The 26,001-nt window shown below is 52.9% G+C and carries 25 protein-coding genes; 4 read left to right on the forward strand and 21 right to left on the reverse strand.

What is annotated here, in order from left to right:
* Positions 1–39: 39 nt before the first annotated feature.
* On the reverse strand, positions 40–2,529 hold the full coding sequence (locus SACSAC_RS16665; RefSeq protein ID WP_342666473.1) for an ATP-binding cassette domain-containing protein: 2,490 nt from the start codon (positions 2,527–2,529) through the stop codon (positions 40–42).
* A 184-nt stretch (positions 2,530–2,713) separates the two neighbouring features.
* Between SACSAC_RS16665 and SACSAC_RS16670 the strand changes: the two genes are divergently transcribed.
* Positions 2,714–3,514: a MerR family transcriptional regulator gene (locus SACSAC_RS16670; protein WP_084778140.1), complete on the forward strand. Its 801-nt coding sequence runs from the start codon at positions 2,714–2,716 to the stop codon at positions 3,512–3,514.
* Positions 3,515–3,537: 23 nt separating this feature from the next.
* Positions 3,538–3,780 carry a hypothetical protein gene (locus SACSAC_RS16675; RefSeq protein ID WP_037288419.1) on the forward strand — a complete coding sequence of 81 codons (243 nt, stop codon included), beginning with the start codon at positions 3,538–3,540 and terminating at the stop codon, positions 3,778–3,780.
* Positions 3,781–3,888: 108 nt separating this feature from the next.
* Here the strand turns inward: SACSAC_RS16675 and moaA are convergent, their stop codons facing one another.
* From moaA to SACSAC_RS16705, 6 genes are read right to left on the reverse strand one after another with little or no spacing between them, the layout of a single operon-like run.
* Positions 3,889–4,905 carry a GTP 3',8-cyclase MoaA gene (gene moaA, locus SACSAC_RS16680; protein WP_037288420.1) on the reverse strand — a complete coding sequence of 339 codons (1,017 nt, stop codon included), beginning with the start codon at positions 4,903–4,905 and terminating at the stop codon, positions 3,889–3,891.
* Between the two features lie 21 nt (positions 4,906–4,926).
* Positions 4,927–5,568, reverse strand: coding sequence for a molybdenum cofactor guanylyltransferase (locus SACSAC_RS16685; protein ID WP_051507192.1), 642 nt, complete (start codon positions 5,566–5,568; stop codon positions 4,927–4,929).
* Positions 5,565–5,798: a molybdopterin converting factor subunit 1 gene (gene moaD / locus SACSAC_RS16690; protein ID WP_037288422.1), complete on the reverse strand. Its 234-nt coding sequence runs from the start codon at positions 5,796–5,798 to the stop codon at positions 5,565–5,567. Before moaD ends, SACSAC_RS16685 begins: the two co-directional genes overlap by 4 nt.
* Positions 5,795–6,238 carry a molybdenum cofactor biosynthesis protein MoaE gene (locus tag SACSAC_RS16695; RefSeq protein ID WP_037288424.1) on the reverse strand — a complete coding sequence of 148 codons (444 nt, stop codon included), beginning with the start codon at positions 6,236–6,238 and terminating at the stop codon, positions 5,795–5,797. Before SACSAC_RS16695 ends, moaD begins: the two co-directional genes overlap by 4 nt.
* On the reverse strand, positions 6,225–6,851 hold the full coding sequence (mobB, locus tag SACSAC_RS16700; protein WP_051507193.1) for a molybdopterin-guanine dinucleotide biosynthesis protein B: 627 nt from the start codon (positions 6,849–6,851) through the stop codon (positions 6,225–6,227). The genes SACSAC_RS16695 and mobB overlap by 14 nt, the downstream gene beginning before the upstream one ends.
* Positions 6,848–8,125: a molybdopterin molybdotransferase MoeA gene (locus SACSAC_RS16705; RefSeq protein ID WP_037288426.1), complete on the reverse strand. Its 1,278-nt coding sequence runs from the start codon at positions 8,123–8,125 to the stop codon at positions 6,848–6,850. The genes mobB and SACSAC_RS16705 overlap by 4 nt, the downstream gene beginning before the upstream one ends.
* A gap of 63 nt (positions 8,126–8,188) precedes the next feature.
* On the opposite strand from SACSAC_RS16705, the gene moaC reads away from it, so the two are divergent.
* A complete protein-coding gene (gene moaC / locus SACSAC_RS16710; RefSeq protein WP_037288429.1) occupies positions 8,189–8,680 on the forward strand; it encodes a cyclic pyranopterin monophosphate synthase MoaC in 492 nt (163 codons plus the stop codon).
* A 61-nt stretch (positions 8,681–8,741) separates the two neighbouring features.
* Here the strand turns inward: moaC and SACSAC_RS16715 are convergent, their stop codons facing one another.
* The 12 genes from SACSAC_RS16715 to SACSAC_RS16770 all read right to left on the reverse strand — a co-directional run bounded on the left by SACSAC_RS16715 (position 8,742) and on the right by SACSAC_RS16770 (position 22,213).
* The gene (locus SACSAC_RS16715) at positions 8,742–9,263 is read right to left on the reverse strand and encodes a MogA/MoaB family molybdenum cofactor biosynthesis protein (RefSeq protein ID WP_051507194.1); all 522 of its coding nucleotides are present in this window, start codon (positions 9,261–9,263) and stop codon (positions 8,742–8,744) included.
* Positions 9,264–9,289: 26 nt separating this feature from the next.
* Positions 9,290–10,321 (reverse strand): ThiF family adenylyltransferase, encoded by a 1,032-nt coding sequence (locus SACSAC_RS16720; protein WP_037288435.1) that lies wholly within the window; start codon positions 10,319–10,321, stop codon positions 9,290–9,292.
* An 81-nt stretch (positions 10,322–10,402) separates the two neighbouring features.
* Entirely contained in the window at positions 10,403–11,608 is a 1,206-nt protein-coding gene (locus SACSAC_RS16725; protein ID WP_051507195.1) for a nitrate/nitrite transporter, read from the reverse strand.
* Positions 11,609–11,885: 277 nt separating this feature from the next.
* Complete coding sequence (locus tag SACSAC_RS16730; protein ID WP_037288438.1) at positions 11,886–12,398, reverse strand: hemerythrin domain-containing protein; 513 nt, start codon at positions 12,396–12,398, stop codon at positions 11,886–11,888.
* A 28-nt stretch (positions 12,399–12,426) separates the two neighbouring features.
* Complete coding sequence (locus tag SACSAC_RS16735; protein ID WP_037288441.1) at positions 12,427–13,074, reverse strand: response regulator; 648 nt, start codon at positions 13,072–13,074, stop codon at positions 12,427–12,429.
* A gap of 6 nt (positions 13,075–13,080) precedes the next feature.
* On the reverse strand, positions 13,081–14,151 hold the full coding sequence (locus tag SACSAC_RS16740) for a sensor histidine kinase (protein WP_037288444.1): 1,071 nt from the start codon (positions 14,149–14,151) through the stop codon (positions 13,081–13,083).
* Positions 14,148–14,606 (reverse strand): GAF domain-containing protein, encoded by a 459-nt coding sequence (locus SACSAC_RS16745; protein WP_037288447.1) that lies wholly within the window; start codon positions 14,604–14,606, stop codon positions 14,148–14,150. The genes SACSAC_RS16740 and SACSAC_RS16745 overlap by 4 nt, the downstream gene beginning before the upstream one ends.
* Before the next feature lie 125 nt (positions 14,607–14,731).
* Positions 14,732–15,418, reverse strand: a complete 687-nt coding sequence (gene narI, locus SACSAC_RS16750; RefSeq protein WP_037288450.1) for a respiratory nitrate reductase subunit gamma — start codon at positions 15,416–15,418, stop codon at positions 14,732–14,734.
* Positions 15,415–15,981, reverse strand: coding sequence for a nitrate reductase molybdenum cofactor assembly chaperone (narJ, locus tag SACSAC_RS16755; RefSeq protein WP_037288453.1), 567 nt, complete (start codon positions 15,979–15,981; stop codon positions 15,415–15,417). The genes narI and narJ overlap by 4 nt, the downstream gene beginning before the upstream one ends.
* Positions 15,974–17,551 carry a nitrate reductase subunit beta gene (gene narH, locus SACSAC_RS16760; RefSeq protein WP_037288456.1) on the reverse strand — a complete coding sequence of 526 codons (1,578 nt, stop codon included), beginning with the start codon at positions 17,549–17,551 and terminating at the stop codon, positions 15,974–15,976. Before narH ends, narJ begins: the two co-directional genes overlap by 8 nt.
* Positions 17,541–21,233, reverse strand: coding sequence for a nitrate reductase subunit alpha (locus tag SACSAC_RS16765; RefSeq protein ID WP_037288458.1), 3,693 nt, complete (start codon positions 21,231–21,233; stop codon positions 17,541–17,543). Before SACSAC_RS16765 ends, narH begins: the two co-directional genes overlap by 11 nt.
* Positions 21,234–21,778: 545 nt before the next feature.
* Positions 21,779–22,213: a MerR family transcriptional regulator gene (locus SACSAC_RS16770; protein ID WP_084778142.1), complete on the reverse strand. Its 435-nt coding sequence runs from the start codon at positions 22,211–22,213 to the stop codon at positions 21,779–21,781.
* A gap of 102 nt (positions 22,214–22,315) precedes the next feature.
* On the opposite strand from SACSAC_RS16770, the gene SACSAC_RS16775 reads away from it, so the two are divergent.
* Positions 22,316–23,197 carry an SDR family oxidoreductase gene (locus SACSAC_RS16775; RefSeq protein ID WP_051507196.1) on the forward strand — a complete coding sequence of 294 codons (882 nt, stop codon included), beginning with the start codon at positions 22,316–22,318 and terminating at the stop codon, positions 23,195–23,197.
* Between the two features lie 242 nt (positions 23,198–23,439).
* On the opposite strand, the gene SACSAC_RS16780 is transcribed toward SACSAC_RS16775, so the two are convergent.
* Entirely contained in the window at positions 23,440–24,189 is a 750-nt protein-coding gene (locus SACSAC_RS16780) for a response regulator transcription factor (protein WP_037288461.1), read from the reverse strand.
* A complete protein-coding gene (locus SACSAC_RS16785) occupies positions 24,164–25,942 on the reverse strand; it encodes a sensor histidine kinase (RefSeq protein ID WP_037288464.1) in 1,779 nt (592 codons plus the stop codon). Before SACSAC_RS16785 ends, SACSAC_RS16780 begins: the two co-directional genes overlap by 26 nt.
* Positions 25,943–26,001 lie beyond the last annotated feature (59 nt).

The following is a 26,001-nucleotide window of genomic DNA, read 5'->3' on the forward strand; positions in this document are numbered from 1 at the left end:
TCGACGGAAGCAGATTTTGAAGACACGCCTTAGCGACTGCTAGCCATTCATTCTCAAATGCTCGGCTGTAGCCGTCGTACCGCTTTGCTTCATTTCTTCCGGCGTTCCTTCAAACACGATCTGTCCGCCTTTAATCCCGCCTTCAGGGCCCAGATCGACGATTCGGTCCGCGGCTTCAATCACTTGCAGATTATGCTCGACGATAATGACCGTATGTCCGGCTTCCACCATTCGATGCAGCAACGTCAAAAAGTGCTCGGTATCCAGCGGATGCAAGCCTGACGTCGGTTCATCCATGAGATACAGAATTTTTTTCCCTTTCGTCCCCAGCAGTTCGGTCGCCAGCTTCAATCGTTGACCTTCGCCGCCGGATAGCGTCGTCAGCGTTTGTCCCAGTTCCAAATAGCCCAATCCTACATCCTTAAGCAGATCCAGCGTCCTCATGATGCCGGCACGTCCTTCAAACAACTCGGCCGCTTCTTCGATGGAAGTATGCAGCACGTCGTGAATAGAATGTCCCCGATACTGTATCGCGAGCACTTGATCCTGGAATTGCTGCCCTCCGCAAACCGGACAAGTCACCTCGATATTTTGGAAAAAGAGCATATTGCTTGTCACGGTTCCGACTCCTTCGCAGTTCTCGCAGCGCCCTCCCGCCGTATTGAACGAGAAACTTTTTGCGGATAATCCGGCTTCTTTAGCTTGATCCAAGGAACCAAACAGCTTGCGAATTTCCGCGTACACATCAGAGTAAGTCGCCACATTTGAACGCTTCATGCGGGAGATCTGCGTCTGTCTGATGCTCGCGATCCGGTCAAACTGCGCAAGCCCGGTGATACGCTTGGCCGCAGGATGCGCGCCGCCTTCAGCCAATAAGCCGAATATGAGCGAGGACTTGCCGGACCCCGATACCCCGGTAACTGCGGTTAAGATCCCTGTAGGGAAATTCACGCTAACCTCGTTCAAATTATGCAAAGAAGCTAACTCGATTCCGATTGAAGACCCGTCTCCGCTGCGGCGCTTCGGTTTCGTGATGCGCGCAGAATTCGCGACTGCGGCAGACTTGGCTTCAGCAATTGCGTTCAAATATTGTCCCGTTACCGATCCGCTTAGCCGCTTAAGCTCATCCAGTGTTCCAGTCGCAATGACTTCGCCGCCGTGCCGTCCCGCTCCGGGTCCCATATCGACTAAATAATCCGCCGCGTTCATCATATCGGGATCGTGCTCGATGACCAACACGGTGTTACCCAGATCGCGCAACCGTTCCAACATTGCGATCACGCCTTCCGTATCGCGAGGATGCAGACCGGCCGTCGGCTCATCGAAAATATACAAAATGCCCGTCAAATCCGAATCGAGTGCAGCCGCCATTCGGACACGCTGGCCTTCGCCGCCGGAGAGCGTCATCATCTGGCGATCGATCGACAAATAGCCGAGCCCCGTCCGCATCAGTCTGCCGAGCTTGGTATGCAGGTCATTCAAGTAAATTTGGGCAGGTTCCCGCTCCGCGACGCCGAGAGAATCGTTCAACTTCGATATCCATTCCTTTAATTCCTCAAGCGAAAACTTTCCAAGCTGCGGCAACCGGGTATCGCCTACGGTGACGTTTCGAGACTGTTCATTCAAACGTTCCCCTTCGCAATCCGGGCAGATCACCGAGTCGAAAAACGCCTCGGCTTCTTTCGATTCTCCGCCTTTTTCCGAAATGCGTCGCCAAAGCGTCGTGTAAACGCCTTCGAACTTTCCGCTACCGACGGTTTTGGGAGGAAGAATATTAGGGAACAGCTTCTTTGTTTCGCCAGAATCAGTTCCGTGCAGCAGAATAGCTTGACGTCCTTCTCCGTAATCGCGAATCGGGATGTTAGGCTCAACCGGTACGCCGTAGTGACGAAAAGCCTTATACAAAACATCCACCTGATAAGCTAAATATCCGCTTTGCCCCCAGTAGAGCACCCCGCCCTCTTCCGGACAAAGGGATTCATCGATGCAGCGCTCCGGCAGAATGCTCAGCACGCTTCCGAACCCCTCGCAGCGCATGCAGGCCCCTTCTTTTGTGTTATACGAAAAGTGCGTGCGGGTCAGCTTGTCCATTCGTTGTCCGCAGCGGTTGCAGTCCATGTACACATGAAACTGCCCCTCCGACTTTACCGTCTCTTCCCGACATTCGGCAGCAGATACCTTTTCCCCGCAATGCGGACAAATACGCTCGCCCAGTTTCTCGTAAATCATGCGCAGGTTGGTGTAAATGTCCGTCTTGGTCCCTACTGTCGAGCGGGGATTGCGATTGTTCTCATTCTGCACGATCTGCACGGCTGGCGAGAGATTACGAATAGATTCAACCTTCGGCTTGCGTATGCCTTCCATGCCGATCGTCTCCAGGTACTGCCGCCCGCATTCCTGGAAAAGCGTATCGACCAGCGTCGACTTGCCCGAGCCGGACAAACCGGTAAATACCGTCAGCTTTCCACGCGGAATGTCCAGGTTCACCTGCTTCAGATTGCCTTCCGTCGCGCCTCTGATTTGGATCATGTTCATTTTTTTGCCTCCTTTGCCGCGGTTCTTTTACGATCATACAACATTCATGCAACCTTTCGGCTCAGATCATGCGAACGCTTGCGCCGTATACGCGATTCTATGATAAAATTACCGTAGCGGTTTAAGGTTTGACTTGAAGGTTGATTCAGGATTTTTCGCATCGAGGGAGGAATGCCTGATGACTGCAGAATTTATGTCCGGGAAAAAGAAATCCGAGTGGACGCCTAAGCAAGCTTCGTTGCTGCTCCAGGTCAGTACGACCACGCTGCGCCGCTACGAGCAATTGGAACTGATCCCGATCGTCTCCCGACACGGCGTGAATCGCAGAGTGTACACCCAGGTGCATATGAACGCTTTTGCTGCTTTACGGATACTGGCTCCCGGGTACGGAATCTCGGTGTCGTATGAAGCCATGCGTCTTATTCGCTCCGGGAAAACAAACGATGCCTTCTGGCTGATTAACGAACAACAGTCTCTGATCCACGAGGAAAAGCAGCGGGTGATGCAGATGATGCAATTGATCGCGCAGGCCGACTTTTGCCGCTACAACGGACGACATGTGACGGAAAACATGACCATTCGCGATGTTGCGGAAATGGCAGGCGTCAACACCTCCGCTATCCGTTACTGGGAAAAGGAAGGGCTGATCTCCCCCGCCCGTAATGCGAGAAGCGGTTATCGAGTATTCGGCCCGCGTGAGCTGCGTCGAATCGTAGTCATTAGCAGCCTGCGCCGAACCGTTTATTTTATCGAAAATATGAGGCGTCTACTGGACGATCTGGACACCCACAATCTCGCAGCTGTAGAAAAGTCTTTCCGCATCGCGCTCGAAAAACTGGATCAGCAGTTGGCGCTACAATATAAAGGAATCACCGCGATGATGCGGTATGCGGATTCGCTTCGGGAGGAGAATCAGGATCGATCCCAACGAGACGTCAAGATTCAAAAAAGTCCCCTGCCGGGTAATCCGAATATATAAGCAACTTTAGGAGGGATTTCATTATGGCTAACGAAGGCAGACCGGAAGACACCGAAACCATGAGCAGACGCGAGCGCGAAGAAATCGGCCGCCGAGCGAATGAAGGATTCGAACGGGTGGAACGCACCGACTATGATCCGCGCAGCGACATCCCGACCGGACCCGCGATCAAGAAACTGTCCGAAGACGAGATCCGCCGCCGCGTCGGCGACGGCAATTTCGAATCCGCGAAAAACGATGGGCAGAGTGCTTCGATTAATAGCTAAAAATAATATCTAAAAGCAAATGAAAAAGCCTTCGCCCCAACGGGTCGAAGGCTTTAAATTTTGAAAAAATCCAACGTAACTAGAAGCCGGAAAACCCTACACCTCCCATTAACCGCCGATGTACGACATGTTGATCTTTTTGCGATTTCGCGCCGTCTGCTCGGTCCGTTCATCCGAATAACGGTCTGCGCGCGCTTCCCAGACCTCGACGATCGCGGACAGAATCTCCTCGTCGCTTGCGCCTCCGCGCAGAAGCGCACGAAGATCAAATCCTTTGTAAGCGAACAAACAGGTGTAGAAGATTCCATTGGAAGACAAGCGAGCGCGCGTGCAAGAGGAGCAGAACGATTCCGATACCGACGTAATAAAACCGACCTCCGACTGCGTGCCTTTGTACCGATAACGAGAAGCCACTTCGCCGAAGTAGTCCGGGTCGACGGGCTCCAACTCGTGGATTTCCGCCAGGCGCTCATAAATTTCTTTTTTCGTGACAACCCTTTTAAAGCTCCAGCCATTGTCGTTGCCGACGTCCATAAATTCGATAAAACGCAGCGTTACGCCTTTGTCTTTGAAATAAGCAGCCATCGGAAGAATCTCTGATTCATTTACGCCTTTTTGCACGACCATATTGACCTTGACTTCGAAACCCGTCTCAACTGCGTGATCGATTTGCTTTAAAATCAGCGCCGAGTCGACCCCTCGACCGTTTAAACGTCCGAACAGTTCGGAATCGAGTGCATCCAGGCTGACATTCAATCGTCTTAGTCCGGCGTCATGAAGGGCTTGGGCATGAGCGCCAAGCATTACGCCGTTGGTAGTCAGGCCCACGTCCTCCACGCCGTCGACCTGCATGATGCGCGAAACTAAAGTCGGCATGTCTTTGCGCAGCAAAGGCTCACCGCCGGTTAGACGAATCTTTTTCACGCCAATTGAAGCAAATAATCGCGTAAGACGTTCAATTTCCTCGAAGGTAAGCAGTTCGCTTTTCGGCATGAACGCAAAGTCGTCGCCGAAGATTTCCTTGGGCATGCAGTAGGAACAACGGAAGTTGCAGCGATCCGTAACGGAGATGCGCAGATCGCGAATCGGCCTGCGCAACCGGTCTATTGGCGTTTGATGGTTCATGGTCCTTCCTCCTTTCCCGATTCAGCGCAAGTCGCTGTTGCCAGGGGTATTATAATTGCGGAATATACCATCGTCGGGATTGATTGCCGCGGATTCAATCCAATGGGTGTTTAACTGTGCCAGCATCTTCATCACGCTCAGTTTTCCGGATAAAACGGATTCTTCCAGCAGCTTGGATACATCATACTGCCAGACGCCAAAGAGCGGTATGGCGGCCTCTGTTGCACGAACCGCGACTACATCGGCCTTAGGAACGGTTAAAGCCCGTTCTTGAAGCCTCTGCACGTCTGCTGATTGGATCAAAGGCATATCGCAAGCCATCACGATATATCGACTATTCGGATATTTTCGCATAGCGGTGCAGATGCCTGCAAGCGGTCCTTGGCCTTCCAGGTGCGGCAGGTCGATGCAGGCTTCAAGCTCCGGCGGGAATCGGCTCTCCAATTCTCGGTTGGTGACGATCACGAGCGAATCGCAGGTGTCGCGGAGCGCATCCAAGGCCCGTTCATAGAACATTCGACCTTCTGAGCCGTTCGAGGTCAATCTGGCGAATGCTTTCGGCGAGCCGAATCGACGGGATAAACCGCCTGCGAGCAGAATGCCCACGGTCCGACGTCCAGCGGAATCGGGCCGATTGGCAGAGGTGCCGCCGGGTTCGATCATCCGCCGCTCACCGGAGGAATCAGCGCCGCCGTATCGCCGGCTTGCAGGATGTCTTCCGCAAGCGCGTATTCTTCATTAACCGCAACGCGAACCGCATCCAACGACAGATGCGGATATTGATGACCTACCCACTCCAATAACTCGCTCACGGTATGACCTGCAAGCTCGGCTTGTTCTTGAGCTTTGCCTGCGGCTTCTCTTAATCCCGCAAAATAAAAGATGGTAATCATAACGACTCTCCTTCTTCGGGTTTCTTCCGCTGATCGCCGATCCATTCCGTGCCGTCTTCCCATATTTCTTTCTTCCAGATCGGGACCAGCTCTTTGATCCGTTCAATCGCATATTCATTGGCTTCATAGGCATCATGACGATGCGGAGACGATACCGCGATTACGACCGCAATCTCGCCGATCTTCAACTCGCCGATCCGGTGGGCGATGGCGGTCCGGGTACCCGGCCATTTCTTTTCGATCTCCATGCCGATCTTGGCCAACATTTTCTCGGCCATCGGGATGTAGGCTTCGTAAGCCAGATACAGCGTTCGAATCCCGCGTGTCCATTCCCGCACGTGGCCGGTGAACAGCGTGACCGCTCCCGCTTCCGGACGTAATACATAATCCGCGTAGAGCTGGGGATTAATCGGTTCGGTTACAATCTCATAGGCTTTCATGATCTGCTCCTTTCAGCCACTTCGTAAACCAGGCCGTGATCTGTTCGGTTTGTTGTCGGGAGAATACCGGAAGTTTCGATCTCCCATCCGCATGTTCTTGCGTTGCTTTAACTTCAGCCGAAAGTTCTTCATTCACCGTGACGATGACCTCGATGTTAGATAATAATCGAAGGCTTGTCCAGTCTTCAAGGGAGCGAACCAATACGATCTTGGGATAACGCTCATCTTTGAATCCTTCGACTAGAATAAGATCCGGACTAGCGTAGGTCTCCGTATATCGAATCAACGTATTCAGATCATCAATTCGATCGGATTCTTGCTGTTGCGCGGCTTGCAGTAAGACGATTTCGCCGCCGACCACGATAGAACTGGCTGCTCCTGCTTGAAAAAAGCGCGAGGCATCTGTAGTCGGCGGCGGAAGGTCCGGTGCTCCGCCATGTCCATGATGCTTGATTGCCGAGGTTCGGAAGCCGAGTTCCAGAGCCGCGAGAATCAGGTTTTCGGTCAGTGTTGTTTTTCCGCTATTCTTGAAGCCGACAATCTGAAGCTTCTTGGAGTTCTTTTTTGCATGTGCAGAAGAGATATCGCCGTGCCGCCGCCTGATTTTCCTCATAGTTTCCAGACAGACGAGCCTTCCTCCATGCCGGGAAGAATCACATCCACCGTGTCTCCGGCCTTGAAGCCTCGGCTTCCGCCCGGCAAAACGATCAAAGCGTTGCCGCGTCCGATCGACGATACCGCATTAGACTTATTGAATCCGGCCGGCCGAACGGTTTGACCATCGTAGACGGCGCGGACAAAACGAGTAAACGGGTTCGCTTTTCCGAAATCTTCTCCAAGAACTGCCTGAGTCTGCATCGGGTAGACCCGTTCCGCTCCCATCATGCGCAGCAGCGCAGGCCGTGCGAATAATTCGAATCCTGTATAACAAGCCGAAGGATTACCGGATAGTCCAAACAAGTAACGTCCATCCCGAACGGCCACCGTTGTCACGCTCCCCGGACGCATGGCTACCTTGTTGAACAATACGGTTGCTCCCAGTTGTTCGTAAACGGCGGGCAGCAGATCAAAATCGCCGACCGATACGCCCCCTGTCGTAATCAGACAATCGCATTCCGTCAAAGCTTGTCGAACCGTCTCCATCATATCGTCCAGACGGTCAACCGCAGCTGCATACATCCGGCTTTGAACGCCCATCCGACGTAATTGAGCCGCAATCATCGGACCGTTGCTGTTGCGGATCTTGCCGGGTTGAAGCGCGGAGCCCGGTTCCAGCAATTCGGTTCCTGTCGCTAGAATGCCCACGACCGGAAGCTTTGCAACCTCGACCTGCTCATAACCGAATGTGGCCAGAAGCGCGATCGTTCCCGGGTGAACCAAGCTGCCCGCCGGCAAGACTTCTTCTCCTAAACGCATGTCTTCGCCGCGGAACGAAACGTTCTCTCCTGCTTCGAACGGCTTGCGGATCGTGAACGCGGCACGAACTTCTGCGCCTTCCGCATCTGCCGATCCGGCAGCTTCCTGCGTCTGCTCCAACATGACTACGGCATCCGCTCCCTGCGGCAGCTGCGCACCGGTCATAATGCGAACGGCTTGATGTTTTCCGACTTTTTTGCCGGACACTGCCCCTGCGCCGATATGGTCGACGACTTCGAAACTTACACGGTTCGCGCCCGAGGCGCCTGCGGAATCTTTGGCGCGGATCGCAAAACCATCGTAGGGCGAACGGTCAAACGAAGGCACGTCATGAGCTGCAATCAAAGGCTTGGCCAAGATGCGTCCGTAGGACTCCTCGATCGGAATAAGCTCGCTGCCTACCCTTCCGGCTCCCGCTTGTACGCGTTTTACAGCTTCGCTTACGGAAATGGGGGTTCTCACTTCAACCATTGATGTCTTCTCCTTTGCTCGTGCTATACTGGGTTCATCTGAAACGATGAAGGGATGATATTTTTGTCTGAATTGACTCATTTTAACGAACAAGGACGCGCTCGCATGGTAGACGTATCGGAAAAAAACGAGACAGTACGCACCGCGCGCGCCATGACTTCCGTCCGCGTCAATGAAACGATCTATAATCAGATCCAAACCGGCGGCAATAAAAAGGGGGATGTGCTTGCCGTGGCCCAGATTGCGGGCGTCATGGCTGCTAAAAATACGGCTCAGATTATTCCGATGTGCCATCCCTTGATGTTGAGCGGCGTGGATATCGAATTCGAATGGAAAGTCGACGACGCAGAGTCTTACTACGAAGTTTTCCTGTATGCGACGGTCCGCACGAAAGGCCCGACCGGCGTTGAGATGGAAGCTCTGACTGCCGCGAGCGCTGCCGCGCTGACGATCTACGACATGTGCAAGGCGGCAGGGAAAGACATGGTGATCGGGCCGACGATGTTGCTTGAGAAAACGGGCGGCAAATCAGGGGATTACGTTAGGGAGCGCTAAGCGCTCCTTTTTTTGAGGGTAGAAGGCAAAGCTTAAACCCGTTTAAATTTCCGTTTTTAAATTATTCTGCTCGATGTTTCGTCAGTTCGTGCAGCATGTGGCGCAGTTCCGGCAGGATGATGCGCTTCATGGCGAGCGTGACGGCGCCTGTTGAGCCTGGGAGCGCGAATATGACCTTGTCTTTGGCTGTGCCTGCCGTTGCGCGGCTTAGGACGGACCTTGTGCCGATGTCTTCGGCGAAGCTTAAGTAGCGGAACAGTTCGCCGAAGCCGTCGAGTTCTTTTTCGAACAGAGGGCGAACGGCTTCGAGGGTGACGTCGCGGATTGCGATTCCGGTGCCGCCGGTTGTGATGACAGCGTCGATCTCGTCGCGCAATAACCAACCTGCAATGATGGAGTGAATCGCTTCGGCGTCATCGGCGCATAGTGTATATTCGGCGATTTCGATTCCTGCTTCGCCCGCCAATTCCAAAATACGTCCGCCGCTTTTATCCGTTTCTTTGGTTCGCGTATCGCTGACTGTTAGCACGGCCAAACGGATTGCAGGTTCATTTGCCGCCTTATCCGGTATATATTCGCTCATTGTAAGTCCCTCCCCGATCCTCCATGTCAACCGAACAATTTCCGATGCAACGTTCGTCCTTCATCAATATTACCTGTTCCGTGAATCAGTAATCTACCGTTAATAAACAAAATGAATCGGGCTTCCAGGGCATGGAACTCTACAAAATGCGGCGTGCGCCGAACTTTGCTGCCTGCTCGGCGGCCGATGCGTTCGGCGTCGTCCAGCGTGATTGGACGATCGGGATCGGGCAAGACCTGCACCGTATCCCTTCCGCAAAGTGAAGCATATGCGGGTCTGGCGCTGCGGATCAGCGACGGGTATGTCGGAGTCGGACCGCAAGACGGACAATCGGCTTTTCGGATTCGGGATATGCCGGTATCCATCTGGGTTCCCGTCCATAGGTCGAAGTGATGCACTTTCGTTCGAAGCGCCTGATCGTTTCCGGTGAGCCATTTCATCGCTTCCGCGCATTGAATGGCCGCGGTAGTCTGCACGGCCGGTGCTATAATCCCTGCTGTATCACAGGTGTCGTTGGCTGCCGGAAGTACGGGAAGCAGGCAGCGGAAGCAAGCCGATCGTCCCGGAACGAACGGAAATACCGTGCCTGAGCTGCCCACGCATGCCCCGTAGATCCAGGGGATTTTTGCTTGCAGCGCTGCATCGTTAATGAGCAATCGCGTCTCGAAGTTATCGGTTGCGTCCATAATCAAGGAACAGGTGCCGGCAAGGCGGCGGATCAAAGCCGCATCCAGATCGTCGAAATACGTATGCAATCGAATATCCGAACGGATCTGAAGCAATCTTTCGCGCGCAGCCTCGACTTTCGGGGTCATTTGCTCGGCATCTTGTTCGGTAAAAAGCTGCTGGCGTTGAAGATTGGACCACTCTACGTAATCCCGATCAACCAGATGAAGTTCGGCTACGCCGGCGCGAGTTAACGTCTCGGCAATTGCCGAACCGAGCGCTCCGCAGCCGATCACGGCTACAGAAGCTTGCTCCAATTCGGATTGCCCAGACTTACCGATCGGACTGAACAAGGTTTGACGGGAATAACGATCGTCTTGAAGAGTGTTCATCGATTGATGCCTCCTTGCATGCGAAGCCGCCCGGCATTCCCGGACGGCTGTTTGCGTGTAAGCGGGTCGGTGCCCGCTTGTTTATTTGCGCATCGTTTTGGATTGCGCTTTGGAAACTTTTTTTCCGCCTACGGCGTCGGCCTGCATTTTATCTTGATAGTATAACCAGAATACGAGCACCATGCTGACCATCGCGACTTGGGAAAGAAGCATGAATCCGATCGAATATTGCCCTGTCACTCCGTGAATGGCTGCCAACATGATCGGCGGGAAGAACCCGCCCAAGCCGCCCATCATGGAAACGATCCCGTTGGCGATGCCGGCTTGCTTTTGGAAATAGAACGGTACGAGTTTGAAAATGATGCCGTTGCCCAGGCCCGCGCAGAAAGCAATCGCCAGACAGCCTACCGTATAGGGACCGAGCGACGGCGAGAACGCCAGCAGAATAGCCGCAACGGTATAAATGGCGAATGTGCCGATCAGCAACAGCAGCGGCTTGAATCGGTCTGCAAGCCAACCGCCGACCGGACGGAAGAATGTCGCGATCGCGATAAATCCGGCAGTTCGCATCCCGGCATCGACCTTGTCCAGACCGAAGTTCGTTACGAGGAAGTTCGGCAGGTAGACCGTGAACGCGACGAACGATCCGAATGTGATGAAGTAGAACAGCGAAACCAACCAAAGCTTTTCATTTTTGTAGATCCCTTTGATTTGCTCGATGATCGGCGTTTTCACTTTGATTTCGCGTCGGTCGCCGAACACAAAGTTCAAGATAATGAAGATGCCCAGCAAAACCAGATACCACTTGATCGCAGCCTGCCAGCCGATTTGCGTAGCCAAAACGGGAGCTGCGAACGTACTGATTGCCGTACCGATATTGCCCATCCCGTACATGCCGTTGACGAAGCCGTGCTTTTCGGCCGGATAATACTTGGGCAGCGACGTCACTCCGACAGAGAATACCGCACCTCCGACCCCGAGGAACAATCCGCCAATGATGAGCGCGGTCATGGATTGGGCTACGCTGATATAATACACGGGAAACAGCAGAAGCACAAAGCTGATTAAGAAGACGAGACGCGCGCCGATGATGTTGGCATAGTACCCAAGCGGAATGCGCAGGATCGAGCCGAGTACGACCGGAATGGCGGTTACGATCGCCAACCGATCCGCCGGAATGGCGATATCTTCTTTGATAAAGGGCATCAGCGACGAGATGATGACCCAGACCATGAATCCGACGGTGAGATTCAGGGTTTGAAGCGGGAGCTGCATTTTTTTGATCATGTTGCACGCACCTTTTCGACAGTTATTCGTCCGGTCGGAAAGCGATCCTCTTGAAGACGCCCGCCACCCGCCGATCTACTGTCCTCATTGTAGCGACCCCCTCGCTTAGGGCATATAGGGGAGTCCCCTTTCAACGGCAGGGGAAACCCTGAAAAGCCCTTTTCCAAGCAATAACGAAGCTTTTAGGTGCACATAAACGTCAAAACGACTCTGAAATCCCCGTAACAGCGGGCTTCAAAGTCGTTTTTTTGTCACAATTTAGAGCCTGTATCCATTATCAAGAAATCATCGTATTCATGCGCTCGAAGAGTTTCAACATCTGTTTGGGCAAAATACGAGCTTCAGCCATAGGGAATAGCACCGTTTCTTCCTTCACATGGTTGACGGTCAGTACCTCGAACGCCTCACCCGCATCACGAACCGCAGCACGGATCTTCTCCAGAGTAAAGTCCTCGGGATCTCCCTCGGTATGGTGCATGAAGTGATCCAGGTAAGCTTCAATTTCCCGGTGTTCTTCTTGAATGCCCACGAGCGGCCCTTGTTCAAAACCGATATAGCCGCCCAACGCGGGGAAAAAGTGTTCTTCTTCCTTGTCCATATGTTTTTTCAAAGGAATCCGGAATCTCTCCAGCTTCTCGCGCAGCGTACCGAGCAGCACGCGCGCCGTATGCGGATCTTGTTCTTCCTCCAAACGCAGCACGAGCGGATGCCACTCTTCGGCCAGATAGGACAGGTAACGATGCTCGTTTTCAAGCAATCGCATCGCGGGTTTTTCGAATGTCAGATTCATAATGATGTTCCTTTCCGCCTTATTCCGATCAGAAGTCGAGCAGCTTTTTGCGCAGGGCGTACTCGACCAGCTCCGGTCGGCTTTTAAGCTGAAGTTTCTCCATAATCTTGGCTTTATGCGCTTCTACCGTTTTTACGGAAATAAACAATTTCTCTGCCACTTCCTTATTCCCGTAACCTTTGGCGATCAGGGGCAAGATCTCCAGCTCGCGCTTCGACAGCAGCTCAAATGGATCTTCCGAGTTGCCCGACTTGTCGTGTTTGATAAATTCCCGCACCAACGAAGTCGCCATCTTGGGATGGATGTATGTACCTCCCGCATGAACGGTTCGGATCGCCAGCAGAAGCTCCTCGTCCGGCGCATTTTTGAGCACGTAACCGGAAGCGCCGCTTTTTAAAATGTGGAACAAATACTCTTCGTCGTCGTGCATGGTCAGAATAAGGATTTTCGTGTCCGGATAGTCCTCTTTGATTTTTCCGGTCGCAATCAGCCCGCTTTCTCCCGGCGGCATGCTGAGGTCCATCATCAGAATATCCGGCTTGTTTTTTGCGACTGCCGCGTAGGCTTCGATCCCGTCGGCAGCCGTCGCGATCACTTCCATGTCCGGCTGAAAATTCAGGATCATGGAAAAGCCGCTCCGCACAATGGCGTGGTCGTCCGCGATTACAATTTTCATCCGTCATTACTCCTCTTCCTTGGATTCCGCTATCGGGATTTGAAGCAGCACTCGCGTACCGATTCCGGGTTCGGATTGAACGCTTAACGATCCGTCCGCCAATTCGGCACGTTCGCGCATCCCGTACAGGCCGAGCCCGGTTCCGATCGGATCGGAGCCTTCTGCAAAGCCTGCTCCTTCGTCCTCGACTTCAAGTCGAAGCATCCCGTCGCGCTCGAACAGATGCACGCTGACCGTATCGACTTGAGCATACTTCAGCGCATTCAATACCGCTTCTTGGCAGATGCGATAAATGACGGTCTCGATATCACTATCATACCGCTTGCGAGCAACTCCGGATACGAATTGAATGATCAGCCCGTAATTCTCTTCTACTCTTTTAAAATGAGAACGGAAAGCGGCTTCCAGCCCGAAATCATCGAGCGCCGCCGGGCGAAGCTCAACGGACAGATGCCGAATATCATCGAGCAGACGAGTCATTGCCGCTTCGGTCTGCTTCACTTTTTTCAACACGGTATCATCGTCTGTCATATATTTAAGCACGCGAAGGTCAACGACGGCACTCATCAGTTCCTGAGCAACGCTATCGTGCAACTCACGGGAAAGGCGCTTGCGTTCGTTCTCCTGCGCTTCGATTACATGCTTCATCATCTTGTTCTGATAGAGTTTCTCTTGCACGCGCAGCTGAGGGGTCAAGTCGCGCAACATGAATACGCGCGTTCCGTTTTCCGGATCTACCGTATGGAACGAACCCGCATAAGGGACAACCCCTTTGCCCTTTGTCTCCAGGTAGACCTGAAAAGACGAATGCTCGGCAGAAGCGGGAAGCTGAAAGTAACAGTCGAGGCATGTAATCTGCTCCGTATCGCTCGTGTATCCGCGGCAAGTCCCGCATAACGCATTCTCGCTACCTTCATACAGCTTCATCAATACATCCTCGGAAACAATCTCCTCAGCTGCCGGGTTCATGGCCAAAGCACGTCCGGACTTATCAAAAAAGAAAATGGCTTCTTTACTGTTCTCGAATAACTTCATCATCAACGGGCTCATCGGTCCGACTTCCAGAGGGGAATTCATTGCGAAGCCACCTCCTTGCCGTCCAATTCGCCGATTCCGTGCCGTGCTGCTTGTTCAAGCGCAAACATCAAATCCGGTGTCATCAAATCTTCTTCGCGAAATCCTCCGAGCAATACCCCGGAAACGCGGGAATCGTTCCAAATTGGCACAGCACCCAGACTTTCAAGCTTCTCGGACTGAACAATCGGATAATTGAACAAACTGCTTGCCGCCACATAGTCACGAACGGAAGGAATAAAGACTGGTTTTCCTGTCTTGAACACCATCCCCGCAATGCCTTTGCCTGATTTGAGCACGATCCGGCGAAAACGTTCGTTGAGATTGCCGGTCGCATACTTCCAGCGAATCACATATTGTTGTTCAGCAGGCTCGACGAGCGCCAATGCCAAAAAATCATAGCCGAATGCTTGCCGAATTGCATCCAACTCCATTTGGTAATCTGCGTGTAGTCCCATATTTATGCATCTCCCAGCGAAAGTAGAAAAGCGGGCCAGGCCCGCTCCCTCCGATTCTTGACCGCATGTTTCATTCCGCTGGTTGTCTGCGAATTTCATTCAATGACTGCGGATCGGTCAAGCGATTAATTGGATTTGTGTCTTCTGTAAAGGATATAACTTCTGCCCACATAATTCAACGGCACGCTCCATACATGAACGAGTCTCGTGAACGGCCAGAAGGCAAAGATCGCAAAGCCGCTAAGCGCATGGACCTTGAACGACCACGGCACATCATGCATGAGCGAAGCGTCCGGGCGAAGCATGAACAATCCGCGGAACCAGATCGAGATCGACTCACGGTAATCGAATTCCGGTTGTACGGCATTGGTGAACAACGTCGCGTACATGCCCATGAAGACGATAAACAGCAGTAATACATTGACGACGAGGTCGGACGCGGAGCTGAGACGGCGCACGTTGCGGATGGTGAAGCGGCGCGCCGTCAGCAGCAGCATGCCGATCAGCGTCATCGCGCCGAAAATCCCTCCGATATAAACCGCCCCGATATGGTACATGTGCTCGCTGACGCCCATCGCGTTCATCCACGATTTCGGGATCAACAGTCCAGAAATATGACCGAACGCGACCGGAATGATGCCCAGATGGAACAGCAGGCTGCCGAACATCAGTTGTTTTTTCTCAATAAATTCGCTCGACTTGGCGGTCCAGTTGAACTGGTCGTGCCGATAGCGGAAGATATGCCCGACGACAAAGATCATCAGGGCAGCATATGGGAAAATGACCCAAAGGAATTGATCGAACATGTTCATGGATTCACGGTCTCCTGTTCTACGCAAGCTCTCAATGTACGGCGCAGTCCTTGCACCAGATAGCGGTACGGACTATCCAGCTTCTCAAGAGCTTGCACCAAGTGGTACGTGCCGTCTTCGAAAATGGCGAAAAGCAGCCGGAAGTTCTCGGGCGCCTTGCGTTCCTTCATCCATTCGGCGGCATAAAGGAATTCGCACATTAACGGCAGATAGTCCGGCAGTTCGCCTTCCGGCATTTCCAACCCGAACATCTCGTACAGGATTTTCATCCGCAGCAGCATTTGTCCGCGTTCCTTGGCATCTTCGAATTTGAAATAGGTCATATACAGCGCACAGTCTTTTTGAAAATCGAACGTCTCGGTATACTGCTCCTGAATTTCGTCCAGGCTCAATTCGTGCATCCGATTCCAATAAGCATGCGCATCTTCATACGCCGGATGATCCGCAGCGAAGGACTCTTTCAGAAAAGCAGGATGAAAATCCCGCTTCTCCGGATACATGAGTTGACTTGCGAAAAATCCGAAAGAGTTCTTGTAATCGTACAGTTTCGCAATATCAATCACGCCAGATCCCTCCATAGAAGTTCTCTTCATAGGCTTCCTTGCCTGTCTTGGCCGGCATTTCGGCGCCCATCATTTGTGCAGGTCCGCAACCGTCGCAGCCCGTGTTTGCTCCCATTGCGCCAAGCATATCGCCGAAGCCCGCTGCCCCTTGCGCCCGATAAGGATTCACGTAGCCTTCGCGGTGCGAGGTCGGAACGACGAAGCGGTCTTCGTATTTGGCAATCGCAAGCAGGCGGTACATGCTTTCGGTTTGGCGGGCCGTCAGTCCGACTCTGGCCAAACGGCTTTCGTCGAACTCTTTGCCCGTCGTTTTCGCACGCATGTAGGAGCGCATCATCGCCATGCGCTGCAGCGATTCCTTGACCGTCACCGTGTCGCCAGCCGTGAGCATGTTCGCCAGGTATTGGATCGGCGTCCGCATCTCGTCGATGGCCGGGAAGATCATGTCCGGGTTCTCGATCGAGTCTTTGCCTTCGAAGTAGTTCATGATCGGGCTAAGCGGCGGCACGTACCAAACCATAGGCAGCGTGCGGTATTCCGGATGGAGCGGGAACGCCAGCTTGTGCTCGATTGCCAGTTTGTAGACCGGTGAATTCTGCGCAGCTTCGATCCAGTCTTCGGAGATGCCGTCTTTGCGTGCTTGAGCAATGATTTCCGGATCGCTTGGGTTCAGGAACAGGTCACATTGGGCCATGTACAAGTCTTTTTCGTCCGGCGTCGAAGCCGCTTCGTGCACGCGATCCGCGTCGTAGAGCAGAACGCCGAGGTAACGAATACGTCCGGTACACGTTTCCGAGCAGACAGTTGGCAGGCCCGCTTCGATGCGCGGGAAACAGAATGTGCACTTCTCGGCTTTGTTTGTCTGCCAGTTGAAGTAGACCTTTTTGTACGGACAGCCCGTCATGCAATAACGCCAGCCGCGGCAAGCTTCCTGGTCGACGAGCACGATGCCGTCTTCTTCGCGCTTGTACATTGCGCCCGACGGGCACGATGCGACGCAGCTCGGATTCAGACAGTGTTCGCACAGACGCGGCAGATACACCATGAATGATTTTTCGAAATTGAACTTGATCTCTTCTTCGATCTTCTGGATATTCGGATCGAGCGGGCCGGTAATATGCGCGCCAGCCAGATCGTCTTCCCAGTTCGGGCCCCATTCGAGGTCCATTTTTTCGCCGGTGATGACGGAATGCGCGCGGGCAACCGGGGAGTGTTGTTGATCTTTCGCGTTCGTCAGATCCTCATAGTTGTAGGTCCACGGCTCGTAGTAATCTTTCATTTCCGGCATGTCCGGGTTGTAGAAGATTTTACCCAGTGCAATCTTGGACAGTTTGGTTCCGGATTTCAGCTCCAACTTGCCTTTGCGCAGCTGCCAGCCGCCTTTGTACAGTTCCTGGTCTTCCCAGCGCTTCGGATATCCGATGCCGGGTTTGGTCTCGACGTTGTTGAACCACATGTATTCCGCGCCTTTGCGGTTCGTCCAGGTGGTTTTGCAGGTCACGCTGCATGTATGACAACCGATACATTTGTCGAGGTTCATGACCATTGCGATTTGCGCTTTAATTTTCAAGCCAATTGACCTCCTTCATCTTGCGGACGGCAACGTACACGTCGCGTTGGTTACCGATCGGGCCGTAGTAGTTGAAACCGTAACTAAGCTGCGCGTAGCCGCCGACCATCTGCGTCGGTTTCAAGTGAATGCGCGTCGGCGCATTGTGGCTGCCGCCCCGCGTATCGGTAATTTCCGAACCGGGTACTTGAATATGCTTGTCCTGCGCGTGATACATGAACATGGTTCCGCGCGGCATCCGGTGACTGACGACAGCACGCGCCGTCACGACGCCGTTCCGGTTATACACTTCCAGCCAATCGTTATCGTTGATGCCGTGCGCATCCGCGTCTTCGTTGTTGATCCAGACGGTCGGACCGCCGCGGAACAACGTCAGCATATGCTGGTTATCCTGGTACGTGGAGTGAATATTCCATTTGCCGTGCGGCGTCAGGTAACGCAGCACCAGCGTATCCACGCCGCCTTTCACTTCGCGGTCGCGAGGTCCGAAGACCATCGGCGGCAATGTTGGCTTGTATACCGGCAGCGCCTCGCCGTATTGCAGGAACACTTCGTGATCCAGATAGAAATGTTGGCGGCCGGTAAGCGTACGGAACGGAACCAGACGTTCGATATTCGTCGTGAACGGCGAGTAGCGACGTCCTTGCTTGTTCGATCCGCTAAATACCGGTGTTGGAATGACTTCCCGCGGCTGCGCCGTGATGCTTTGGAACGTAATTCGTTCGGCAGCACGGTCGGCGGAAATATCTTTCAACTCGACGCCGTGGTCATGTTCAGCCGACTCGTACGCTTTTTGCGATACGCGGCCGTTCGTTGCCGACGACAGATGCAGAATCGCATCGGCGGCATGGCGTGCCGAATCCAGCTTAGGCAGGCCGTCCTTGATCGTTTCGTCGTAGTGTACGCCGTTCAATTGCTTGAGTTCTTCATACTCATCGGCAACGGAGAAGCTGACACCATGGGCGCCGGTTTTGCCGACGGCAAGGTTCGGGCCTAGCGTGATGTATTTATTATGAATTTGCGTGTAATCGCGCTCCACGATACTGAAGTTCGGCATCGTTTTGCCCGGGGTGGCTTCGATCTCGCCTTTGGACCAGTCTTTGATCAAGCCCATCGGCTGCGAGATTTCGCCGACCGAGTCGTGACCGAGCGGCGCGGTAACCAAATCCTTATAGACGCCCGGCAGATGCGTTTTCGCCATATCGGAGAATACTTCGGACAGACGGCGATAAATATCCCAGTCCGATCGCGATTCCCACAATGGGTTAACCGCCGGGTTGAACGGATGCACGAACGGGTGCATATCGGTTGAACTCAAGTCTGTTTTTTCATACCAGGTCGCGGCCGGAAGCACGATGTCGGCAAACAATGGAGTCGTCGTCATGCGGAAGTCGAGCGCGACCATCAGGTCCAGCTTGCCTTCCACGTCTTCGCGCCAAACGATTTCTTCCGGCTTGTCTTCTTCGTTCGGCTTCGCCAGCAGTGCGTCGGACGCTCCGAGCAAATGCTTCATGAAGTATTCTTGACCTTTCGCGGAGCTGGAGATCAGATTGGAACGCCAGATGAACAGCGAACGCGGGAAGTTTTCCGGCGCGCCCGGATCTTCGACGGCGAACTTCGTTTTACCGCTGACCACTTCATCCACGGCGTGCTTGACGATTTCTTCGTTCGTCTTTTTGCCTTCGCGAGCGGCTTCTTCGGCGAACATCAAGCTGTTTTTATTAAACTGCGGATACGACGGCAGCCAGCCCAGACGAGCGGCAAGCACGTTGTAATCGGCCGGGTGACTGTACGTTACGTCTCCGCCGGTCGGCGATTTTAACGATTCGGTGCTGCTTTCTTCATAGCGCCATTGATCGGTCGCGAAGTAGAAGAACGATGTCGCGTTTTGCAAACGTGCAGGTCCCTGCCAGTCTTTGGCGAATGCCAGTGTCGACCAGCCTTCGATCGGACGGCATTTTTCCTGACCGACATAATGCGCCCAGCCGCCGCCGTTGACGCCTTGCGAAGCGGTCAGCACGACGAGGTTCAAGATCGAACGGTAGATCGTGTCGCTGTTGAACCAGTGGTTGATGCCCGCGCCCATGATAATCATGGAACGTCCGCCGCTGTCAATCGAGTTCTGCGCGAACTCGCGAGCGATTTGCGTGACGACGGAGGCTTTGACGCTGGTGACTTTTTCCTGCCAAGCCGGGGTGTAGAACGATTCCGCATCGTCGTAGCCCGAAGCGTTGAGAGGACTTTCGATCCGAGCGACGCCGTATTGGCTCATCATCAAGTCGTAAACGGTTGCGGCGTAACGCTCCGTACCGTCGGCAAGCGTGATTTTTTTAGCCGGAATGACGCGTTTGAACGTGCCGTTGCCCGCATTGTCGAAGTAAGGGAACGCAATCTCGACCCATTCGCCGCCGTGGTTTTCCACGGACATAGCCGGTTCGACCTTGGTTCCGTCTTCGCGTTCGAGAATCAGGTTCCACTTCTTGCCCTGCTCCCAACGTTGGCCGAGCGTACCGTTCGGTACGAGCATCTCGTCGGAGGCTTCGTCGTAGATGACCGGCTTCCAATCCGCATGCTCTCCGGCTTCCGCCGCGCCCAGATCGCTCGAACGCAGGAAGCGTCCGCCTTTCCATACGTCTTCATGAGGATCAAGCAAGATCAGAAACGGCATATCGGTGTATTGTTTGGCGTAATCAATGAACATCGGCTCCTGGCGCTTTTGGTAAAACTCGTCCAAAATGACGTGCGTCATGGCCTGTGCCAGTGCGGCGTCGGTACCCGGATGCGGGGCCAGCCAGTTGTCGGCGAACTTCACGTTTTCGGCCAAGTCCGGCGCGACGGACACGACTTTCGTTCCTTTGTATCGCACTTCCGTCATAAAGTGGGCATCCGGCGTACGCGTCAGCGGCACGTTCGAGCCCCACATCATCAGATAACTGGAGTTGTACCAGTCCGACGATTCAGGCACGTCCGTCTGCTCGCCCCAGATTTGCGGCGAAGCCGGCGGAAGGTCGGCGTACCAATCGTAGAAGCTGAGCATTTCGCCGCCGAGCAGCGAGATGAAACGTGCGCCGGAAGCGTAGCTGACCATCGACATGGCCGGAATCGGCGTGAAGCCCGCAATCCGGTCCGGACCATATTTGCGGATGGTGTAGATCAGCTGTGCAGAGATCAGCTGAAGCGCGTCGTCCCAGTTAACGCGGATATGGCCGCCTTTGCCGCGAGCTTTTTTGTATTCCATAGACTTGGCCGGATTTTCGACGATGCTGGCCCAAGCTTTGATCGGGTCCTGATGCTCGCGCAGAGCTGCTTCCCACATCCGGAAAAGCTTGCCGCGCATATATGGATATTTCACGCGCAGCGGACTGTATTCATACCAAGAGAACGTCGCGCCCCGCGGGCAACCACGCGGTTCGAACTCCGGCATGTCGGCTCCGCAGGACGGATAGTCGATTTGTTGGTTTTCCCAAGTGATGATGCCGTTCTTTACGAATACTTTCCAACTGCACGATCCGGTACAGTTGACGCCGTGCGTCGTGCGCACGACTTTATCGTGGGACCAACGTTGGCGGTAGACGTTTTCCCATTCTCTGTTTTTCTCTTCGAGGATCGACCAACTATCGGAATAGCTTTCGACCGGTTTGAAAAAGTTGAGTCCGAATTTTCTTTTCGTCGGATTCTTCATCGGATGATCCACACTCCTTTTCGGTTACTTTCATTATGAAAGACCGGGAGTCGGCATCCCATTAGGGAATGTCCTATTGCGTGGGAGGAAAACCCTAAACGCGTGGAAAAGGTGGGGGGTGCGAGGTGGCGCTGCGGGAGAAATTCGTTCAGGACGCTGTCTCACGCATAAAACCTTCGGTTTTACGCGTTCAAAGGCCAACATATCGCTGAATGTTACCGCAGGTTTTCTTCGAAAGCCTGTATTTCACTGAATTTCTCCCTTCGCTTGGCTCGCTGTTCTATCAATTTAATAATGCTAAACTTCACAAAACCGGTTATACAACTTGCCTATTAGGTCAAGTTTTCGTTCGTTCTTGCGAATAAGCAAGAATTTAATGAGGGTTTTCGCTATTTGCGATGATTGTTGCTAAAAAGCAGAAATTATTGGCCTAAACGGCTGATTTGGGGAGATGAGCGCGATGATTGTTGCTTATACGCAGGAATTGACTCGTTTTTCATGTTAATCGGCTTAAAATGTTGCTTTTTAGCAAGAATCGGAGTCGATCACTCGAAGTCTGCATGTTCCGCTTGCATGTCTGACTTCGATTGCGTTTTTGATTTCGCAGCGGATTCGGAGCGTTCCATGTTTCGGAAGAATTCAATCTTATAATCGATCTTGTCGAGGGAGTCTTGGAGTTCTTTCATTTGTTCGACGACTTTTTCGCGGTAGGTTTCCATGAATTCGCGTCTTGCGGTGGCGCTGGAGGTTTGGCCGTTTTTGGGTATATTGAACAATTTGATTTCTTGTACGCTTAAGCCCAATTTACGAAAATAGGTGATGACCTGGAACCAGGCGATATCGGATGCGGAGTAGATACGGTAACCGTTTGCGTCGCGCTGGATGCCGTCGATGAGTCCTTCTTGCTCGTAATAGCGCAGCGTATGTACGCTGAGCCCCGTCTCTGCTGCGACTTGTTTGCTTGAGAATGTAGTTTCCATGCCCGCATCATAGCACGAAAAATAAACTCTTGCTATAGAGTTCACTTTATAGTTTAGGCTGTGTTTGTAGCAATCAAATCAACCGGGCTGGAGGCGTCATTTATGAAAGTATTTGTAACGGGAGCAACAGGTTTTGTCGGAACCGCGGTCGTGCGGGACTTGTTGGAGGCCGGACACGAAGTCGTAGGACTTGCGCGTTCGGGCAAAGGCGAAGAAGCGTTAAAAGCGGCGGGAGCCGAGGTCTTGCGCGGTTCGCTCAAAGATTTGGACAGCTTGCGCCGCGGAGCGGAGCAGTCGGACGGCGTCATTCATTTGGCGTACATTCATGACTTTTCGGACCGCGAAGCGTCTGAAAAGGCCGACCGCCAAGCCACCGAAGCGATCGGCGAAGCGTTAAAAGGTACCGGCAAACCATTCGTGCTGACGTCAGGAATGCTCATGATGCGGCAAGACGTCGTTAATACAGAAAACGACCTGGCGGCCGGAACCGGACGCTATGCCGAAGTCGCGGTCGATACATTGGCGGAAAAAGGCATCCGTTCTTCAGTAGTCCGACTCTCTCCAACCGTTCACGGTGAACATGATTACGGATTTGTTCGCGCCTTGGTACAAATCGCGCAACAAAAAGGCTTTTCCGCTTACACGGGCGACGGTTCCAACCATTGGCCCGCCGTGCATCGTTCGGACGCGGCACGCCTGTTCCGCCTGGCCGTCGAATCCACCCCGGCCGGTTCGCGCCTTCACGGCGTAGCCGAAGAAGGCATCCCCTTCCTTTCGATTGCCGAAGCGATCGGACGCCATCTGAATCTCCCCGTCCGTTCGATCTCCGCCGACCAAGCCGCGTCTCATTTCGGCTGGCTGAACTTCGCCGCATCCGCCAATTGCCAAGCCTCCAGCGCCCAAACCCAACAACTTCTCAACTGGCACCCTGAGCACCCGGACCTTCTGTCCGACCTCGAAGCAGGCTATTATTTTACGGATTAAAAAACGCCCTAAAAGGTCTTAAAAAGTACTGTAAAGTACTATATAGATACCAGCCATCGTCCATAAAAAGTCGATGGCCTCCATTCCCTCAAATTCCCCACAAAAAAACGTTCGCAAAAGTTGTTTCTTTTGCGAACGTTCACCTTGTCTAGAAATGCCAACGTAGCTGGTTTCCCCCGCCTACGTAACTTTCTAGACAACCTCGAACTTTTGCAAAAGAAAACTTCATTTTGCAGACTTTTTCACCTCCTCATCTCCGAAGGCGACTTATCAAAATAAGCATGAAAATGCGTATAAAAATACCCCAGATTCGAATACCCGACCGAATGCGCGATGCTGGCAATTTTATCGTCCGTCGACAAGATCCGTTCGCGCGCCTTCAGCATCCGGTAGGCCATCACATATTCCGAGAATTTGATTTTGGTTTCTTTCAAAAAAATCTGCCCCAGATACGTCCCGTTCATGCGGAACTGCTCGGCGACCATTTTCAGCGTGATATTTTGCTCATATTCCGTTTTAACGGTCAATAAAATATGATTCGTGAGTTTGGACAAGCTATCATATCGCACGCCCAGCACGGGGTCCAAATTAACATCGCTCGTCCCTTCCAACGTTCCGTGCAGGTCTTCGACGATGATTTTTTCCACGACCTCTTGCAATTTAGAGCGATTGACGGGCTTGAGCAGATAGTCCTTCACGCCGCAGCGGATCGCTTCCCTGGCGTATTCGAACTCGTTGTACCCGCTCATGATGATGTATTTGGTCGGCAATCCGAGTCCGTTTAGCTTGCTGATCGCTTCATATCCGCGGTCTTTGCCGATGCAGATGTCGAAGATCGCGATGTCCGGGTAAATGGCGACGGCTTTCGAGATCGCATCGTCCGCCGTCTCGCTGGTCTCGATGCAGCCGAATCCGTACTTTTCCCAGTCCAGCGTTCGCTTCATGCCTTCCAAAATTTGCGGTTCGTCATCCACAATCAGAAGTTTGTACATGGATCGCAACTCCCTTCGGAATCATCACGGATACTTTCACGCCAGCTTCTTCATTATTCTCGATATGCAGCGCAAATCCTTCTCCATAGAAAAAATGCAGCCGAGTGCTTACGTTATGCAGCCCAATGCTGGTCACGGGAGCGTCGTCTTTGCGGGACAAGCTGCTGCGAATATGCGCCAAGCGTTCTTCCGCGATCCATTTTCCGTTGTCCACGATCTCCAGGTTGAAATGAGTCTCCGACTCCCAACCGTTAACCATCAGCAGATTGAACGCATTGCTTGAATTGAATCCATGGACAAAAAAGTTCTCGGCAAGCGGCTGCATCCAGAACTTGACGGTAGGCAGCGCCGACAGCGTCTCATCCACATTGAACTGATAATAGAAACGATCCGGATATTTGAATTCCATGATTTTCAGATACTCGCGCAGCAAGGAAAGCTCTTTGTCGATCGTGATGATATTTTCGTGCTTCACCATATCCCGGTATAACGCGCCAAGCGTCGCAATCGCGTCCGAAGTCTCCATATCGCGATTCACCAGAGCTTTGGAGCGGATCGCTTCCAGCGTATTATAAAGGAAATGAGGGTTAATCTGATTTTGTAGCGCTTTCATTTCTGTCTCCTGCTGTTTGAGTTTCAATAAGTATTCGGTTCGGATATGTTTGTCCAACTGTCGGACCATATCTTCCAGCTCTCTGGCGATCATCCCGTATTCATTGCGTCGATATCGGGCCGGGGTGTCGGGAGTGAAATCTGCTGTTTTGACACGGCCGATCGAATGAATAATATGATGGAGAAAGCGTGCATCGTCTCGCAGATTATAGACAATAAGCGTCAAGACGCTAATCATCGCCAGCAATACAATCAGGAAAACAGATAAAAGCGTCCCCCATCGTTCGCGAATCATCGTGCCCAGATCCACCCAACTAACGAAGCTGTAATCGAATTTGGTTGAGGTAAAAGTGGTAAAAAAGATGCCGTCAAGCCCACCGGTAGACAGATATCCTTGTGCCCGTCCATCTGCCAATGCGCGCGCAACCCGTTCGTTGTTGCCTTCCTCGGTTGAAAAGTCGGGATAGACTTCGCCGTTCATTCCAATCAGCGCCGAACGACTAATGCCTTCATTAATAGAGCTGCCAAATACTCGATCGCTGCCCACCACAAAACGCAGTTCCCCTAGCTTTCGCGAAATTTCATTGGGGTCCGACAAACTTTCCCGATAAATAAAACCTCGATTGATCGAAGCGCCGAACATCTCGTCTTCGTCGGGTACCTGGAATTTGAAGCGGGTATTTCCGTTTTTGTCGAAGCGAAGCACGTTGGCTTTCCCCTCGGCGTGCAGGCTGACTTGAATGATATCTCCCTGCCCTCCGCCATATAAAAAGGACTCCACATCATCCGGAAAAGAGATCATCGGCTGTTCGACGCGACTGGCTTCAAGTCTCGCGGAAAAGTATTGTTCAGCGCTGCTGCCTAAAAAATACCGTACATCGGCCATTAGCCCGCTGTTCAGGTACACGCGCTGCATATAAGCTTCAATCCGATCGGCGTTATGTTGCAGCGTATTCTCGACTCCGGCAAAGGTGCTTGCGGCTTGATTGCGAGCATTATCGACCCATTGAACAAAAAGGATGGCGCAGGTCAGCAAGCCTATAGCCATTCCGATGGATACGACGAATATCGCATACGCTATGAATTTGCTTCGATAAATCTTGATTTGCAAAAAGGATAAGGCAGGCGCCTCCTTTGCCATATTTGTTATTGTAGCACCTGATGCGGAAAGGATGTGCAGCAGAAAAACCCGAACGGCGA

The organism is Saccharibacillus sacchari DSM 19268 (assembly GCF_000585395.1).
Classification (GTDB): domain Bacteria; phylum Bacillota; class Bacilli; order Paenibacillales; family Paenibacillaceae; genus Saccharibacillus; species Saccharibacillus sacchari.

What these genes read in the sequence shown, in the direction of transcription:
- SACSAC_RS16665 (WP_342666473.1), bottom strand. Translation starts at nt 2,529, where the DNA reads ATGATCCAAATCAGAGGCGCGACGGAAGGCAATCTGAAGCAGGTGAAC.
- SACSAC_RS16670 (WP_084778140.1), top strand. Translation starts at nt 2,714, where the DNA reads ATGACTGCAGAATTTATGTCCGGGAAAAAGAAATCCGAGTGGACGCCT.
- SACSAC_RS16675 (WP_037288419.1), top strand. Translation starts at nt 3,538, where the DNA reads ATGGCTAACGAAGGCAGACCGGAAGACACCGAAACCATGAGCAGACGC.
- moaA (WP_037288420.1), bottom strand. Translation starts at nt 4,905, where the DNA reads ATGAACCATCAAACGCCAATAGACCGGTTGCGCAGGCCGATTCGCGAT.
- SACSAC_RS16685 (WP_051507192.1), bottom strand. Translation starts at nt 5,568, where the DNA reads ATGATCGAACCCGGCGGCACCTCTGCCAATCGGCCCGATTCCGCTGGA.
- moaD (WP_037288422.1), bottom strand. Translation starts at nt 5,798, where the DNA reads ATGATTACCATCTTTTATTTTGCGGGATTAAGAGAAGCCGCAGGCAAA.
- SACSAC_RS16695 (WP_037288424.1), bottom strand. Translation starts at nt 6,238, where the DNA reads ATGAAAGCCTATGAGATTGTAACCGAACCGATTAATCCCCAGCTCTAC.
- mobB (WP_051507193.1), bottom strand. Translation starts at nt 6,851, where the DNA reads ATGAGGAAAATCAGGCGGCGGCACGGCGATATCTCTTCTGCACATGCA.
- SACSAC_RS16705 (WP_037288426.1), bottom strand. Translation starts at nt 8,125, where the DNA reads ATGGTTGAAGTGAGAACCCCCATTTCCGTAAGCGAAGCTGTAAAACGC.
- SACSAC_RS16715 (WP_051507194.1), bottom strand. Translation starts at nt 9,263, where the DNA reads ATGAGCGAATATATACCGGATAAGGCGGCAAATGAACCTGCAATCCGT.
- SACSAC_RS16720 (WP_037288435.1), bottom strand. Translation starts at nt 10,321, where the DNA reads ATGAACACTCTTCAAGACGATCGTTATTCCCGTCAAACCTTGTTCAGT.
- SACSAC_RS16725 (WP_051507195.1), bottom strand. Translation starts at nt 11,608, where the DNA reads ATGATCAAAAAAATGCAGCTCCCGCTTCAAACCCTGAATCTCACCGTC.
- SACSAC_RS16730 (WP_037288438.1), bottom strand. Translation starts at nt 12,398, where the DNA reads ATGAATCTGACATTCGAAAAACCCGCGATGCGATTGCTTGAAAACGAG.
- SACSAC_RS16735 (WP_037288441.1), bottom strand. Translation starts at nt 13,074, where the DNA reads ATGAAAATTGTAATCGCGGACGACCACGCCATTGTGCGGAGCGGCTTT.
- SACSAC_RS16740 (WP_037288444.1), bottom strand. Translation starts at nt 14,151, where the DNA reads ATGAATTCCCCTCTGGAAGTCGGACCGATGAGCCCGTTGATGATGAAG.
- SACSAC_RS16745 (WP_037288447.1), bottom strand. Translation starts at nt 14,606, where the DNA reads ATGGGACTACACGCAGATTACCAAATGGAGTTGGATGCAATTCGGCAA.
- narI (WP_037288450.1), bottom strand. Translation starts at nt 15,418, where the DNA reads ATGAACATGTTCGATCAATTCCTTTGGGTCATTTTCCCATATGCTGCC.
- SACSAC_RS16765 (WP_037288458.1), bottom strand. Translation starts at nt 21,233, where the DNA reads ATGAAGAATCCGACGAAAAGAAAATTCGGACTCAACTTTTTCAAACCG.
- SACSAC_RS16770 (WP_084778142.1), bottom strand. Translation starts at nt 22,213, where the DNA reads ATGGAAACTACATTCTCAAGCAAACAAGTCGCAGCAGAGACGGGGCTC.
- SACSAC_RS16775 (WP_051507196.1), top strand. Translation starts at nt 22,316, where the DNA reads ATGAAAGTATTTGTAACGGGAGCAACAGGTTTTGTCGGAACCGCGGTC.
- SACSAC_RS16780 (WP_037288461.1), bottom strand. Translation starts at nt 24,189, where the DNA reads ATGTACAAACTTCTGATTGTGGATGACGAACCGCAAATTTTGGAAGGC.
- SACSAC_RS16785 (WP_037288464.1), bottom strand. Translation starts at nt 25,942, where the DNA reads ATGGCAAAGGAGGCGCCTGCCTTATCCTTTTTGCAAATCAAGATTTAT.